The sequence below is a fragment of the Streptomyces sp. NPDC059477 genome, from assembly GCF_042749375.1.
Taxonomy (GTDB): domain Bacteria; phylum Actinomycetota; class Actinomycetes; order Streptomycetales; family Streptomycetaceae; genus Streptomyces.
The window spans coordinates 42582-57663 of record NZ_JBHYUG010000014.1 but is presented as its reverse complement, the minus strand read 5'-3'; the positions used below and the strand labels follow the sequence as shown (position 1 = coordinate 57663).

At 74.3% G+C, this 15082-nt stretch carries 13 protein-coding genes; 5 read left to right on the top strand and 8 right to left on the bottom strand.

What is annotated here, in order from left to right:
* Window positions 1–170: 170 nt before the first annotated feature.
* The 3 genes from ACFXAZ_RS10195 to ACFXAZ_RS10185 form a co-directional block, all read right to left on the bottom strand.
* On the bottom strand, window positions 171–1388 hold the full coding sequence (locus ACFXAZ_RS10195; RefSeq protein ID WP_384587298.1) for an ROK family protein: 1218 nt from the start codon (window positions 1386–1388) through the stop codon (window positions 171–173).
* A 220-nt stretch (window positions 1389–1608) separates the two neighbouring features.
* Complete coding sequence (locus ACFXAZ_RS10190; RefSeq protein ID WP_384587296.1) at window positions 1609–2217, bottom strand: Uma2 family endonuclease; 609 nt, start codon at window positions 2215–2217, stop codon at window positions 1609–1611.
* A 155-nt stretch (window positions 2218–2372) separates the two neighbouring features.
* Window positions 2373–3524 (bottom strand): mechanosensitive ion channel family protein, encoded by a 1152-nt coding sequence (locus tag ACFXAZ_RS10185; RefSeq protein ID WP_384587417.1) that lies wholly within the window; start codon window positions 3522–3524, stop codon window positions 2373–2375.
* A gap of 348 nt (window positions 3525–3872) precedes the next feature.
* Here ACFXAZ_RS10185 and ACFXAZ_RS10180 point away from each other — a divergent pair, with 348 nt between their 5' ends.
* Window positions 3873–4409 (top strand): HNH endonuclease, encoded by a 537-nt coding sequence (locus ACFXAZ_RS10180; protein WP_382689296.1) that lies wholly within the window; start codon window positions 3873–3875, stop codon window positions 4407–4409.
* 682 nt (window positions 4410–5091) lie between these two features.
* Here the strand turns inward: ACFXAZ_RS10180 and ACFXAZ_RS10175 are convergent.
* The 3 genes from ACFXAZ_RS10175 to ACFXAZ_RS10165 are packed head-to-tail and all read right to left on the bottom strand — an operon-like array spanning window position 5092 to window position 7681.
* The gene (locus tag ACFXAZ_RS10175; protein ID WP_384587294.1) at window positions 5092–6453 is read right to left on the bottom strand and encodes an ABC transporter permease; all 1362 of its coding nucleotides are present in this window, start codon (window positions 6451–6453) and stop codon (window positions 5092–5094) included.
* Window positions 6450–7151 carry an ABC transporter ATP-binding protein gene (locus ACFXAZ_RS10170; protein WP_384587292.1) on the bottom strand — a complete coding sequence of 234 codons (702 nt, stop codon included), beginning with the start codon at window positions 7149–7151 and terminating at the stop codon, window positions 6450–6452. The genes ACFXAZ_RS10175 and ACFXAZ_RS10170 overlap by 4 nt, the downstream gene beginning before the upstream one ends.
* Window positions 7148–7681, bottom strand: a complete 534-nt coding sequence (locus ACFXAZ_RS10165) for a PadR family transcriptional regulator (RefSeq protein WP_384587290.1) — start codon at window positions 7679–7681, stop codon at window positions 7148–7150. The genes ACFXAZ_RS10170 and ACFXAZ_RS10165 overlap by 4 nt, the downstream gene beginning before the upstream one ends.
* A 222-nt stretch (window positions 7682–7903) precedes the next feature.
* Between ACFXAZ_RS10165 and ACFXAZ_RS10160 the strand changes: the two genes are divergently transcribed.
* From ACFXAZ_RS10160 to ACFXAZ_RS10150, 3 genes are all read left to right on the top strand, one after another.
* The gene (locus tag ACFXAZ_RS10160) at window positions 7904–8125 is read left to right on the top strand and encodes a hypothetical protein (protein WP_384587288.1); all 222 of its coding nucleotides are present in this window, start codon (window positions 7904–7906) and stop codon (window positions 8123–8125) included.
* A complete protein-coding gene (gene malQ, locus ACFXAZ_RS10155) occupies window positions 8126–10210 on the top strand; it encodes a 4-alpha-glucanotransferase (RefSeq protein ID WP_384587286.1) in 2085 nt (694 codons plus the stop codon).
* Window positions 10211–10299: 89 nt separating this feature from the next.
* Window positions 10300–10575: a hypothetical protein gene (locus tag ACFXAZ_RS10150; protein ID WP_384587284.1), complete on the top strand. Its 276-nt coding sequence runs from the start codon at window positions 10300–10302 to the stop codon at window positions 10573–10575.
* Between the two features lie 124 nt (window positions 10576–10699).
* Here ACFXAZ_RS10150 and ACFXAZ_RS10145 read toward each other — a convergent pair whose 3' ends face one another.
* Both ACFXAZ_RS10145 and ACFXAZ_RS10140 read right to left on the bottom strand, forming a co-directional pair.
* Window positions 10700–11863 (bottom strand): hypothetical protein, encoded by a 1164-nt coding sequence (locus ACFXAZ_RS10145; RefSeq protein WP_384587282.1) that lies wholly within the window; start codon window positions 11861–11863, stop codon window positions 10700–10702.
* Window positions 11860–13194 carry a ThiF family adenylyltransferase gene (locus ACFXAZ_RS10140; protein WP_384587280.1) on the bottom strand — a complete coding sequence of 445 codons (1335 nt, stop codon included), beginning with the start codon at window positions 13192–13194 and terminating at the stop codon, window positions 11860–11862. Before ACFXAZ_RS10140 ends, ACFXAZ_RS10145 begins: the two co-directional genes overlap by 4 nt.
* Window positions 13195–13540: 346 nt before the next feature.
* Between ACFXAZ_RS10140 and ACFXAZ_RS10135 the strand changes: the two genes are divergently transcribed.
* The gene (locus ACFXAZ_RS10135; protein ID WP_384587278.1) at window positions 13541–14806 is read left to right on the top strand and encodes a M14 family zinc carboxypeptidase; all 1266 of its coding nucleotides are present in this window, start codon (window positions 13541–13543) and stop codon (window positions 14804–14806) included.
* Window positions 14807–15082: the final 276 nt, after the last annotated feature.

Below are 15082 nucleotides of genomic sequence, written 5' to 3'. Positions count from 1 at the left end.
CCGCGCAGGCGCGCCCGAGCTGGATAACATCCCGCTACCCCTGGCTCCTCCAAAGACTCGCGAGGGCTCGGGCGCGGCCCCGCCCCCCCCCCCCGGGCGCCCGGGGAACTGCGCGACCGGCCACAGGCGGCCCGCAGCATGGAGTCAACCGGCGGTTCTCGTACGGCTCCTCAGCGGAGCGCCAACGTGTCGAAGACCTCGTCGCGGGTGGTGGCGAGCGCGCTCTCCAGCGCCCCGCGCAGCACGGGGTGGTCGGTCACCTCACCGACCACCAGCCGGGGCCGGGAGGCGGCCAGTTCCTCCAGTTCGGCCTGGAGCAGGGCGCGCAGCGGTTCGCCGCCCGAGGCGAGGGTGGAGCCGCTGAGCACGACGAGTTCGGGGTCGAGGACGGACACGAGCGAGGCGAGTCCGGTGGCCAGCCGGGTCGCGTAGGTCTTCAGCAGGAAGGCGGCCTGTGCGGTGTCCTCGGTGGCGGCGCGGGCGAGGAGCGCGGCGGCGACATCGGCGTACGGGCCCGACGGGATGTCGTCGTAGCCCAGTTCGAGGGCGAGGCGCGGGACAGCCTGGGAGCCCGCCAGCTCCTGGTAGCCGCCACTGCCCGCTCTGGCGACATGCCGGACCAGCGGGGTGCCGGGAACCGGCAGGAAACCCACCTCTCCGGCGCCGCCGGTCCAGCCGCGGTGCAGCCGCCCGCCGAGCACCAGGGCGGCGCCGAGGCCCTCCTGGTTCCACAGCAGCACGAAGTCGTCGTGGCCCCGGGCCGCGCCCAGCCGTTGTTCGGCGACCGCGGCGAGGTTGACGTCGTTCTCGTACTCCACCGGCATCGGCAGCGCGGCGGCCAGTTCGTCCAGCAGGCTGGCGGAGTGCCAGCCGGGCAGATGGGAGGCGTAGCGCAGCCGTCCGGTGCCGGGGTCGAAGGCGCCGGGGGTGCCGATGACCAGCCGGTGCAGGTCCGCGCGGGTGAGCCCGGCGGCCTTCACGGCCCCGTCGAGGGCGTCGGTGACCAGCCGGACCACCGGCTGGGCGGGTCGCCGGCCGGGGGTGCGCAGTTCGTACGACCCCACGGTCCGGCCGGTGATGTCGGCGACCGCGGCCCGGATCCGGTTCGGGGTGACATCGAGCCCGGCGGCGTGGGCGGCGCCCGGATCGACCGCGTAGAGCTGGGCGTTGGGCCCGGGGCGCCCTTCGCTGGTGCCGGTCGCCCGGACCAGCCCCGCGGCCTCCAGCCGGGCCAGCAACTGCGAGGCGGTCGGCTTGGACAGCCCGGTGAGCTTTCCTATCCGGGTCCGTGACAGGGGGCCGTGCTCCAGCAGCAGATCCAGCGCGGCCCGGTCGTTCATGGCCCGCAGGACACGCGGGGTGCCCGGCGTACCGGCCGTTCCTGCCATCGGGTCGACACCTGCCTCTCTCCTGGTCGTCGGGCCAGCTTGGCAGCGACGCGAACGGCACGTCCATCTCGGGTCGTGGGTGCCTGACGCCACTGTTAGGAAACTTTCCTATCCGGTGCGGCAGAACGTAGACCTGCGGTACGGAGGGCGTCAATAGCGAACGCCCCCGCGGCAATGGAGTCGTTATCCGGCGGGGGCGTGGGCCGAGTGGGGCCGTATGTCAGAGGGCGGTGTCCAAAGCGGGGTAAGGCGCGGGGAGGGGGAGCCGTTCACCCAAGGGGACCTTGGTTTCGGTCGCGTAGTAGGCCCTGGCCGGGCCGTCGTCCGGGAGGATAGGGTCCGAAAAACTGTGAGCTGTCTGCGTATTGCGGTTGATGAGGACGTACACGGGGACGCCGGCAGCGGCGTAGATGCGAGCCTTCGCACCTGTGTCCGTCTCGTGGTTGGTCGAGGTGACCTCGCCGACCAGAGCGAGCATGTCGATGGGGTACCAGCCCTTGTGCGCGGCAAGGTAGGACTCGTCCAACTCTGACGCTTTGCGTCGGCGGACGTAGAAGTCAGGGACCACCAGGCCCAAGGATGTGCCGTCCTTGTAGGCGGCTCGGTACCCGTTGCCCACGCCGACGAGGGAGAACCCCGCGCTCAGGAATTGGATGGTCAGCGCATAGGCGGTGTCGTTGTGGTGCTCGTTGGGTTGCGGCGGCACGATCACCGTCCCCTCGACGTACTCGGGTCGAATCGGCGTCTCCGACGCCTCCTCGATCGCGATCAACAGGTCGGCGGGGTCCTGCTGCGTCATGACCGGCTCCGTGATGGGTTCGGCGCTCATCGCTGTTCTCCTCGTCACGCTGATGCCAGGCTAAGCCCGCGTCGGGCGCCCCGGCGGAACGATGGGCCACCCTCTGCGCGCCGGGCACCGGAATGCCCCACCCCGTCACTCGAACGAGTGTGCTGAACCGTTCCTCTCGTCCGGGGCGTCGTCCGCTACTTCGTCACGTTCGTCGGCGGCGCTATGGGTGACGCAGCCGCCGACTGCGGGGACACCGTGTTGGCGAAGGCCGACGGGGCCGCCATGCCCGCTGTCGGGTCGGGGTCGGCCTCGACCGGCGGCTGGAGGGGCAGGCCGCCGACGATCTGGATGCCCTCGGCGTCGAAGGCGCGCTTGACGCGCCAGCGCAGTTCGCGTTCCACCGTGAGGGCCTTGCCCGGCATGGTCTTGGCGGAGACCCGGACGACCATGGAGTCGAGCAGCACGCTGTCCAGGCCCAGTACCTCGATGGGGCCCCACAGCATCTCGTTCCAGGGTTCCTCCTTGCTCATCTCCTCGCCGACCCGGGTGAGGACCGCCTTGACCCGGTCCAGGTCCTCCGACGGACGGACGGTGACATCCACACCGGCCGTCGCCCAGCCCTGGGAGAGGTTGCCGACCCGCTTGACCTCGCCGTTGCGGACGTACCAGATCTCGCCGTTGTCGCCGCGCAGCTTCGTCACGCGCAGGCCGACCTCGATGACCTCGCCCGTGGCCACGCCCGCGTCGATGGAGTCGCCCACCCCGTACTGGTCCTCCAGGATCATGAAGACGCCGGAGAGGAAGTCCGTGACGAGGTTGCGGGCGCCGAAGCCGATGGCGACGCCCGCCACGCCCGCCGACGCCAGCAGCGGGGCCAGATTGATCTGGAAGGTCGAGAGGATCATCAGGGCGGCCGTGCCGAGGATCAGGAAGCTCGCCACCGAGCGCAGTACCGAGCCGATCGCCTGCGAGCGCTGGCGGCGGCGCTCCACATTCACCAGCAGCCCGCCGATCGTGGTGCCGTCCACCGCGTCCACGGTCCGCGTCATCCGGTCTATCAGCTTGGTGATCGCCCGCCGCACCATCACCCGCAGCACCACCGCGATCACGATGATCAGCAGCACCCGCAGCCCGATGGCGAGCCAGGTCGACCAGTTCTGCTCGATCCAGCTCGCCGCGTTCGTCGCGCTCTCGTGGGCGTCCTGGAGCGTCGGCATCGCCGGAGCGGCCGGTGGCTCGGACGGCGTGGGCGACGGCGACGCGGCCAGCAGCACGGGGGCATGGAGATCGGGCGGGGACGACACAGCGGGTACCTCCTGGAGCAGCGGTCCGCCGCCCCCGGGCATCATCCGAGGTCCGTTCGCAGGCGTCCGGGGGTTCGGTCCCGGTGTCCGGGTCCGTTCCGGGCGTCCAAGGTCACGGAAAGGTCACTGGAGCGGCGGAACCACCACACTATCGGGGCATCGCGTGGCAATCGTCGTGATGTTCGACCCAGCCGGGGTGCGCACCGCGCGCGCCCCGGCATGAACTGGTGGGATGAACGGCCGCTGATCCTGGGGACGATTCCAGGTGTGGTCGAAAACACTCCCAGCCCGTTACCAGGACATGGTGGCGCTTCCACCAGGCATGAGGGGAGACTGTTGACAGATCGTCCCGGCGCGAGCCACGCGCCGCCGGCGTACAAGGAGGCATCCGTGCCGCATGTCCTGGTCCTCAACGCGTCGTACGAGCCCCTTGGCGTCGTACCGCTGCGCCGCGCACTCATTCTCGTCCTGGAGAACAAGGCCATATGCCTTGAGGAGTCCGGTGCCTTTCTGCACAGCGCGACCGTCACAGTCCCCGCACCCAGCGTGGTCCGGCTCAAGCGATTCGTCCGGGTTCCCTATCGGGGGCCCGTTCCTCTGACCCGCCGGGCGCTCTTCGCGCGCGACGGGGGCCGGTGCATGTACTGCGGTGGCGTCGCAACCAGCGTCGACCACGTCATCCCGCGCTCGCGCGGGGGCAAACACGTCTGGGACAACGTGGTGGCGTCCTGCCGCCGCTGCAACCATGTCAAAGCCGACCGTCACCTCGGTGAGATCGGCTGGCGGTTGCGCCATAAACCCGCCCCACCCACCGGCCTGGCCTGGCGCATCATCGGCACCGGCCATAGGGATCCGCGCTGGCTGCCGTACTTGCAGCCATACGGCGCGGACGACGCCCTGGCCCGGATCGACGGCATTTCCGCCTGACGATCCGGGCCTTCGCATTGCCCCGCGCGGACCGGGGTGGACCGGGGAGACCCCCGTCCACCCCGGTCCCTGCGGGGCCGCTGCCCCGGCGACACGGCCGGCCCCGGCACCTGCCGCCGGGCACGGGTTTGGCGTGCCTGTGCACCGCCGCAGGACGCAGTCCCTGCGGGCGGGCGGCGCCGACCCCGGGTGGGTGACACCCTGGCCCTCCGGGCCCCGGAGAGGCGCCCGCCCCCTTCCGCGGGGCCGCGCGGGCTCCTTCGGCCACCTGAGACGCGGCCCGCCCCGCTCCTCCGGGCCACTTGAGAGGCGTACGCCGTTTGAGAGGCGTACGCCGTCCGTGGGGCCGCCGGGCCACCCGTCCACCCGTTCATCGGGGCGCCGGGCCGCCCGTCCGCGGGCGCCTGTCCATCAGGCCCCGGGACGCGGACGCGCCCCGTCATGGGGGCTGTGTGAGGGGCGGCGGCGTCCCGCGCCGGACCTTCGGCAGGCGCGCAGACGCCCGCCGGGAGCCGGGCGGAGACGCCCCCGCCCGCCATGCCGACCCCGAAGACGAAGACGCCCCCCGACGCCGCCGAGCCCCCAAGAGAACCCGGCGCCCACCCCAGCCCCGTTCACCACCCCCCCCGAAACCGGAGCCCCTCCCACCTACGTCCCCTGCCTCCCACCTACGTCCCCACCCTCACCCATACCGCAGCTCCCCCACCCCCACCGCCCGCCCCAGCAGCGGCAAGGACGTTGCCGAGGCCAGCAGGCACGTCGCGTACACCCCGGCCGGGACCAGCAGGGACATCCAGGGGATGGACCAGCCGTGGCCCGTCAGGGCGCTGTACCAGAGGCCGATGGCCAGTCCGCCCGCCCCCGCCAGCAGCACGGCCGGCGCCAGCGGGAGCGCCGTCTCCAGGAGCAGGGCGCGGCCCAGTACCGCACGCGGCACCCCGGCGGCGGACTGCGCGGCCAGCCCCCGGCGCCGGGTGGCGAGGGACTCGGCGGCGCCCACGGCCAGCGCGCCCAGCGTGATCAGCAGGCCCACGGCGATGGCGGCGGCGGTGAGATCCAGTCCCGTCGTGTAGAAGGCGAGGGATTCACCGCGGTGCGCGGACGATTCCAGCTCCGTCAGCAACGCCGCCCGTACCCCCACGTACCCCGTCCCCAGCACCGTCACCAGCAGCACCGCCGCATGGGTGCGGGCCGCCGCCCACGGGTCGGCCCGCAGCCGCTCCGCCGCGATCAGCACCTCCGCGCGGCCGGTCCGCGCGGCCAGCCGGCGTCCGGTGAGCAGCGCCGAGACGCCCGACAGCCCGACCGCGCCCGCCCCGGTGAACAGCACGGCGAACCACACCCCCGCCGACGCCAGCGGAAACGGGTTGCGCGGGTCGGCCCACATCGTGGCCGCCACCAGCGCCACCGGCACCCCCACCACGGCCCCCGCCACCACGAGCCCCGAGGTCCGCCCGTGCGGGGCCCGCACCCGGCGGACCCAGCCCAGCGGCGAGGCCAGCACCCGGCGCAACGCCAGCACGCTCACCAGCGCCCCCACCACCGGCACCGCCACCGCCACCAGCGCGATCCCGAGCCAGGCCGTGGCCGCCGGGCGCTGCCAGCGGGTCATCAGCAGCAGCACCGAGAACACCGCCGCCACCGCCGAGCCCGCGAGACACGCCAGCCCCGTCTCGTACCCCGCTATCCGCCGCACCTGCCACGGTGAGCCGCCCGCCAGCCGCAGCCCCGCCAGCCGCCGGTCGCGGTGCACCGCCCCGATCCGCGCGCACTGCCCGAGGAACCCCAGCACCGGGATCAGCAGCAGCACCAGCGCGAGCACCACCCCCGCCCGCTCGCCGGGCTGATCCAGCAGGCCGTGCGCCACGCCGATGTCGTACTGCCCCTTCAGCGAGGCCAGTGTCACCGCCGCCAGCGCGAAGCCGGTCGCCAGCGCCGCGCCGATCCCGGTGAGCGTGATCCGCCACCATTCCCGCCGGTCGGAACCCCGCAGCAAGCTCCACGCCAGCCGCAGATCCACCCGTACGGTCGCCGCCGCCCTCATCGGGTCACCGCCACGTTCCCGGCCATGACCGCGCCGTCGTGCAGCGCGATCTCGCGGTCCGCGTACGCCGCCACCCGCGCGTCGTGCGTGATCAGCACGACCGCGCTGCCCGTCTCGCGGGCGGTGTGCACCAGCGCCGTCATCGTCCGTTCCCCGGCGAGCGAGTCCAGCGCGCCGGTCGGCTCGTCCGCGAACACCACCGCCGGGCCGGTCACCAGCGCCCGTGCCATCGCCACCTGCTGCGCCTGCCCGCCGCTCAGCTCGCCGGGCCGCAGTTCCCCCTGCCCGCGCACCCCGAACCGCTCCAGCCACTCGTCCGCCGCCCGCCGGGCCCGCGCCCGGCCCTGTCCGGCCAGCAGCAGCGGCAGCGCCACATTGTCGAGCGCGGTCAGCTCCGGGATCAGCTGCCCGAACTGGAACACCACCCCGAACTCCGTGCGCCGCAGCTCGCTCAGCCGCGGCTCCGGCAGCCGGTCGACGCGCTCACCGCCGTACGTGACCTCCCCCTCGTCCGGCCGGACGATCCCGGCCAGACAGTGCAGCAGCGTGGATTTGCCGCTGCCGCTCGCGCCGGTGACGGCGAGGATCTCGCCCGCCCCCAGCTCCACCGAGGCGCCGCGCAGCGCACGGGTGGTTCCGTGCGTCTTGACCAGCCCGCGCGCGGCCAGGACCGGCGCGGCCGAAACAGTCGTACTCATGCGGGGTCTACCTCCGCGGTCAGGGACGTCAGCCGGGCCGCGGTGGTGGTCATCCAGCGCAGATCGGCGTCCAGGTGGGTCAGGGCGTAGTCGGCCGACAGGACCGTGGGCAGTCCGGCGTCCGGGGCGGTCTTCACGGCCGTCAGCTCCCGCATCCGGGCCAGGTGCGCCGCGCGCTGCTCACGCAGATACGCGGCCGGGTCGCCGGAGACGAGGATCGAGACGACGACCTTGGCGAAGATCTCGTTGGCGACGAACGGCGCGGGCGGCGCGATCTCGGCCGCCCACTGCTCCAGCTCGCGCCGGCCGTCCTCGGTGGCGCGGTACCGGGTGCGCTCGGGGCCGCCGTCGGCTTCCGTGCCGTCGACCTCCGCGAGACCGTCCCGGACCAGGCGCTGGAGGGTTTGGTACACCTGCCCGTAGGCCAGCGGGCGGGCCTGCGGGAAACGCTCGTCGTGCCGCCGCTTGAGGTCGTACCCATGCCGGGGCCCCGCGGCGAGCAGGCCGAGCAGGATGTGGCGGGTGCTCATGGGCAGCAGTATGCACCGAGTATATGTACTGAGTACATAGCTGCCGTGGAATTCGCACATCCGACCGCCCCCGGCAGGAAATACGTCTGCGTCCTCCGCCGCTGGGTAGGGCTGATTCCGTATGCAGTCCGTATCTGTACCGATGACCAGCTCGCCATCTCCGCCATCTCTGCCATTTCCTCCCTTCGCCGTATTCGCCGTATCCGAACAAGGAGCCCCTCCGTGGCCGCATCGGCACACCTCCTCCTCTCGGCGCTCTCCGCACGCCCGGACGACCCGCCCGGCCCGCTCCCCGGCCCCGGCGACGGACCGTCCTGCGCGTTCGGCGCCGAGACCGCCTGCGCGCAGACCCCGCTGACCAGCGAACCCCCGCTGCCCGACGCCGAGCCCCTCACCAGCGAGCCGCCGCTCGCCGCCCCGGACGCCGACACCACGAGGCCGTAGATGAACGCACCCCGCCCGGCCGGGACCCCGGACGAGGACCTGATCCACCTCGCCGCACTCCATGGCGTCGCCACCTCCTACCGCCCCGCACCGGACCGCACGGTCGCCGCCACCGTCACCGCGATCACCCGGGCCCTCGCCGCCCTCGGCGTGGACACCGGCACCCCGCAGGCCGTCCGCGACGCCCTCGCCGACCGTCGCCGCGCGCTCGGGGAACGACTGCTGCCGCCGACCGTCGTCGGCTGGGGCGAGGCCGCCCCGGCGGCACTGGACGCGCTGCCCGCCGGCACCCGGGTACAGGTCGTGACCGAGCGGGGCGAGCCCCGCACCTGTGCCGCCGGCCTCCCGCCCGGCGTCCACCGGCTGACCGCCACCGCCCCCGACGGCCGCACCGCCGAGGCCCACCTGATCGTCGCGCCGCCCCGCCTGCCCACGCCGCCGGGACGCTCGTACGGTCTGCTCGTCCAGCTCTACTCGCTGCTCTCCCGGCGCTCCTGGGGCATGGGCGACCTCGGCGATCTGACGGAACTCGCCGACTGGGCGGGGCGCTCGCTCGGCGCCGGATTCCTCCAGGTCAACCCGCTGCACGCGGGCGTGCCCGGCCACCCCACCGACCCGTCCCCGTACCGCCCCTCCTCCCGCCGGTTCCCCGACCCGGTGCATCTGCGGATCGAGGACGTGTCGGAGTACGCGTACGCCGACGAGCGGGTGCGTGAGCTGCGGGAGCGCGGCGGGCGGCTGCGCGAGGCCGTGCTGGACAAGGGCGCGCTGATCGACCGGGACGCGGTGTGGGAGCTGAAGCGGGCCGCGCTGGAGGCGCTGGCCGCCGTCGAGCCGGGCCCCGGCCGCCGGGCCGCCTACTGCGACTTCCTCGCCGCGCAGGGCCGGGCCCTGGAGGACCACGCCACCTGGAACGCGCTCGCCGAGGTGCACGGCCCCGACTGGCACAGCTGGCCCGAGCCGCTGCGCGACCCGCGCTCACCGCGGACCGCGCGCGCCCGCGCCGAGCTGATGGACCGGGTCGATCTGCACTGCCGGCTGGCCTGGCTCACCGACAGCCAGCTGACCGCCGCCCAGCGCACCGCCCGCGAGGCCGGGATGCCGCTCGGGATCGTGCACGACCTCGCCGTGGGCGTCCACCCGCGGGGCGCCGACGCCTGGGCGCAGCAGGAGTACTTCGCCGCCGGGATGTCGGTCGGCGCCCCGCCCGACGCGTTCAACGCCCGGGGCCAGGACTGGGGCCTGCCGCCCTGGCGGCCCGACCGCCTCGCCGCGTCCGGCTACGCGCCCTTCCGGGAGCTGCTGCGCGGCCTCTTCCGCTACGCCGGCGCCCTGCGCATCGACCACGTCATGGGCCTGTTCCGGCTCTGGTGGGTGCCGCAGGGGCTGCCGCCCACGGAAGGCACGTACGTCCATTACGACGCCGAGGCCATGCTCGCCGTCCTGGTGCTGGAGGCGTCCCGGGCCGGGGCGGTGGTGATCGGGGAGGACCTGGGGACCGTCGAGCCGGGGGTGCGGGAGGCGCTGCGCGAGCGGGGGGTGCTGGGGACGTCGGTGCTGTGGTTCGAGCGGGACTGGGAGGGCGACGGCAGCCCGTTGCCGCCGGACCGCTGGCGCGCGGACTGCCTGGCCACCGCCACCACCCACGACCTCCCCCCTACGGCGTCCCGGCTGGCCGGCGACCACGTCGCACTCCGCGACCGGCTCGGCCTGCTCACCCGCCCGCTGTCCGTCGAGCGGGCCGAGGCCGCCGCCGACACCGGCGAGTGGCTGGCGCTGCTGGCCCGCCTCGGGCTCCTCGACAGCACCGGCGGCGGCCACGGCCCGTCCGAGGAGGAGGCCGGGATCCAGGCCGTCCACCGCTTCCTGCTGCGCACCCCCGCCCGGCTGATCGGCGTCTGGCTCCCCGACACGGTCGGCGACCGCCGCCCCCAGAACCTCCCGGGCACCTGGGACCAGTACCCGAACTGGCGGCTTCCCATCGCCGACGCCGACGGGAAGCCGGTGACCCTGGAGGACCTGGCGGCCTCGCGGCGGCTGCACGAGCTGCTGGGGGTGATGCGGGGTCACGCACCGGGTGCCTGACCGGGTGCCCGGCCCCATACCCCCCGAGGCCCGTCCTTTACGGCACCCCGGACGCGCGTCGGGACCCGGCGTTGGGTACGTTGGGCCCCGTGGACAAGAAGAACGCCCTGCGCGCCGGCACCCTGGCGGCCGGCACGACGCTGATGATGCTGCTCATGTCGTCCCCCGCGCTCGCGCTGACCCGCGACGACGGTGACGACCCCGGCCAGGGCCTGAGCGTCATCGAGACGCTGGGCTGGTTCGTGTTCGCCCCGCTCGTGCTGTTCGGCGTCATCGCCGGCCTGGTGATGGTCCTGGACCGCTCCGCCCCGGAGCACCGCGTCCACGCCCCGTCCGGCAAGCCGACGACGAAGGCCGGCGTCTGACTCTTCCGGCCCCCCGCCGGAAGAGCCCTCGCCGGAAGCGCCTCCGCCCCCGCCCTCGCCGGAAGCGCCCCGCCGGGCTCGCCCCGCCAAACGCGCGCCCCGCGCCAAGCGTGCCCGCGAGCCCTCACCCCCGCCTTCTCTCCCGCCGTCTCCGCCACCACGTCCGGGCCCACAGCACATGGATGCCGCCCAGCGTGATCAGTACGGCCGCCGCGTCCAGCCGGGCGCCGAGGGAGCGGTCGCGGGCCGTCAGGGTCCTCGCGGCCCGGGTCAGCAGCGCGATGTCGGCGGGCAGGGTCACCGCCGCCAGGAAGGCGAGACACAGGGCCGTGCCCAGGACGAGGACCACGCTGTACAGACGTACCGCGCGCCGCTCGTGGGCGGGCAGCGTGCGGCTCGGATCGGCGCCCGGACGGGCCAGCAGCCGCCTCGCCGCGTAACGGGCGTACGCGCGGCCGTCGCCGTACAGATCGCGGCAGCGGGTGAGGTCCTGGAGGACGAAGTACAGATCCGTCCGCATGAACACCATCAGCTGGAACGGCAGCGGCAGCAGCGCCAGCACGGTGAGCGCGGCCAGCATCCGCCGCGCGGTGCCCTCCGCCGCCCCCGCCGCCAGCGCGGCGGCCGACGCGGCGGCCAGATTGACCCCGATGCCCGCGAGATAGGCGGTCATACGGTGCCGTCCGGGCGCCAGTTCGATCCCGCTGATGTCGGTCTGCATCACCAGGAACTGCAACCGGGTGCCCAGCCGCATCCGGGCCGGTACGCCGGTCGCCCGCGCGGTCACCAGGTGGGCCAGCTCGTGCAGGAGCAGCAGCGCCCAGCCGCTCGCCGCGCCGAAGGCCAGGACCAGGCTGCCGTGCTCGCTCCACAGCAGGGTCCGGTAGGAGAGGGCGACCCCCTCCGGGCGGGCGATCAGCGCGGTGACGATCAGCAGGACGATCAGCACCGGCAGCAGCGGACTCAGCGTCCAGCGGACATGCGCCGGCCGGATCCGGGGCAGCGTCGGCTTCGGCGGGTCCGGCAACGGCACCGCGCGGCCGTCGACCTCCGCCACGAACCCCAGCTCCACCAGCGCGTCCACGAAGTCCGCGACATCCAGGTCGTGCCCGGTCTCCTCCTCAAGACGCCGCGCGGCCTCCCCGGTGCTCAGTCCCTCGCCCAGCAGATCGAGTGCCCGTTTCCCGGCCTCCGGGACGGCCACGAACGTGCCGGTGGCCGGGCGGCCGACGATCCATTCCGTGCCGTCCGGGCGGGCCGCCAGCTCATGCAGCCGTACCCGGCTCACCGTGGTGCGTCGCCGCAGGCCGGGCAGTCCGTGCGGCGCGGAAAGCGTTGCAGCACCCGGTCCCCGGGCACCATCAGGTTCACCCCGAAGCGGACCCCCGGCTCCAGCGCGGGCACCCCGGTCAGCAGCGACAGCGCCGCGTGCGCGAGCAGCCCGCCGGACAGCCCGGCCGTCACCGCGCTCGCCGGGTTCCACGGCAGCCGGGGCGAGGCCACGTCCTCGTCCTGCCCCGGCGCCAGCCGCAACTCCCGCCGGTCCGCCTCCCCGGCCCGCAGACACTCCCAGCAGGCCCCGCGCCCCGGTACGTACACCCCGGCCGTGACCAGCGGCCCCCGGTACCCGGCGTCCACCCACGGCAGCCCGGCCGCCAGACACACCCGGTTCGCCCAGCGCCGCAGATCCAGCGGGCGGTCGGCGGCGAGGACGAGGAGGTCGTAGACGGGGCGGGTGGGCGGGCAGTCGCCGGGGGCCCCGGTGTCGCCGGTCGCGGAGACGTCATCGGCGGTGACACCCTCGGCGGTGATGCCGTGGCCGGTGACGCCATCGCCGGTGACACCCTCGGCGGTGATGCCGTCGCCGGAGACGCCATCGCCGGAGACGCCGTCCCCGGAGACGCCATCGACGGGGGAGTCACCCCCCGCCCGCCTCCCCCCGCTCACCAGATCCGCCAGATCCCCCATCCCCCGCGCCTCCCTGCGCTCCCCGGTGACCGTCACGTCCGAGTTCAGGGCGCGCAGGGTCCGCAGGGCCGCGTCGACCTTGGGGTGGCCGATGTCGGACTCGCGGTAGAGGGGCTGGCGGTTGAGGTTGGAGAGCTCCACCACGTCCGGGTCGACGCAGTGCAGATGGCCGACGCCGGACGCGACCAGGGACTGGGCCGCGTAGCCGCCGGTGCCGCCGATGCCCAGGAGCAGGACGCGCGCCCGGCGCAGCAGCAACTGCGCCTCCCAGGCGCTGGCACGCGGGCCCAGATCCATCCAGCGCAGCAGGGGCACGCCCCGGCTGTAGCGCTCCCGTTCCCGGTCCGGCACCGGCACCGGCGCCGCCGCGTCCTCCACGAAACCGGCCGCCAGCAGATCGGCCATCGCCTGCCGGACGTCCGCACCGGCCACCGCCGGATGCCCGGCCCGTACGCACGCGATGACCGCCGCCGGATCCCGGGAGCCGTCCATCGCCTCGACCAGCAGCCACACCCAGCCGTGCGGGTCGGCGATCTCCGCGCCGATGCCGTACACGACGCTGCCGATGCGCACATGGCCGTCGACGGTCCGGTAGGCCCGGTGCTCGGGCTTGACCCGGGGCCGGCGCAGGGACGACACATCCGCGCTCACGCGGTCACCTCCGTAGGAAATCCGCCACGGACCAATGAACAGCAAGGGCGGGCAAAGGAACGCTCAATAAAACCGACCGTCGAACGCGGCCTCACCGTGCCGACGACCAAGTACGCCTCCAACTGCGACATCCGACTCGAATCCGCACCCTTGACACTCTTGTTCACTCGCACGACAGTTGGCAAGAAGCTCCCCGAGGGGGCTTCAATTCAGTCAAATCCCTTGCGAGGTTGGCGAGTTGAACGGGAGGAGAGCCGCATGGCCGAGAAGATCGTGATTCGCCCGCTGGACAAGAAGGAGACCACCGGAGACAGCAACTCCCAAGGCGCCTGAGCGGGGTACCAGCGTGCGGACAACGTGCCATCCGGGTTATCCGGCCGTCGGTGAACTGGAGCGGCGGGCCCGCGCGCTGGCCCTCGCGGCGCCCGGCACCCTACGGCTGCGGGCCGTCGGCGAGAGCCGCGCCGGGCGCCCGTTGTGGCTGCTGTCGGCCGGCCATGGTGAGCGGCACATCCTCACTGTGGCCGGCGCGCATGCCAACGAACCCGTCGGCGGTGCCTCCGCGCTGCGGCTCGCCGGGATCCTCGCCCGCCGCCCGCGCACCCTCGACCGGCTCGGCTGCACCTGGCACTTCCTGCTCTGTCTCGACCCCGACGGCGCCCGGCTCGCGCACGGCTGGGTCCCCGAGGAGCCCGCGCCCTCGCTCCAGGAGTGCCATCTGCGTTTCTACCGGCCCGCGTTCGCCCGCCAGCCCGAGTCGCTGCCCGCGCCGGGCGCGGACCGGCCGCCGATGCCGGAGTCGACGACCCTGGTCCGGCTCCTGGACGAACTGCGGCCGGTGGCCCAGTTCACCCTGCACGGCATCGAGTTCGGCGGCGCCTTCGCCATGATGACCCGCCAGGTGCCCGGCGCCGCCCGCGCCTTCCGCGCCACGGCCGCCCGGCTCGGCGTCCCGCTGGACGACCACCCGTGCGACGGCCCCGACTGGCTGCCCGACCGCCCCGGCATCCTGATCCGCCCCGGCGACCGGGACGGCGGCGAGCGCGACCCGAGCGGCTTCACCGCCGAGAGCACCTGGCTCTACCCGCGCCGCTACGGCACCCTGACCACCCTCGTCGAGGCACCGGCCTGGGCCGTGCCCGCCGTCGCCGACGCCCGCCCCGCCGCCGACCCGCACCGCGAGGTCGAGCGCATCGGCGAACTGCTGGTGGGCCGCACCCGTGAGCTGACCGCCGTACTCGCCGCCCGCGCCGCGACCCGCGTCCCCGCCGAACTGGCCCCGCTGCGCGACGCCGCCCTCGAACTGGCCGAGGTCGCCCCGTCCGTCGCCGCCACCTGGACCGCCGAGGAACGCACCGGCTCCCGCGGCCACTTCGCCACCCTCGGCATCGCCGCCCGCCGCATCCCCCTGCGCGCCGCCGCCATGATGCGCCGCGCCCTGCTCCCCACCGCCCCCACCACCGCCGACGCCCTCGCCGACCTGGTCCGCGAATGGTGCCAGGAACTGGACAAGACGTACACGCCCCGCTGGATCCCCATCCCGGCCCAGACGGGCCTGCACGTCGACACGATGACGGACATCGCCCACAGACTCTGCACCCACGACACCTGAGCCGGGCGAAGCCCCGACGATCGCCCGGCCACCGGTCCCGCTGCCCCTGGCAAGCTCGCGACGCCCGTTCGCCCGGCCACCCGGCCCCTCGCCCCGGCAAGGTCGCGACGCCCGCTAGACCATCCGGGCCTTGGGCGGGGAAGGGGACGGGGCGATTGCCAGGCCCCAGGTACGGCGAGGGGGGGGGGGGCCCCCCCCCGCCCCCCCCCCCCCCCCCCGCCCCCCCCCGCGCCCGCCCGCCGCCCCCCCCCCCCCCCCCCCCCCCCCCCCCCCCCC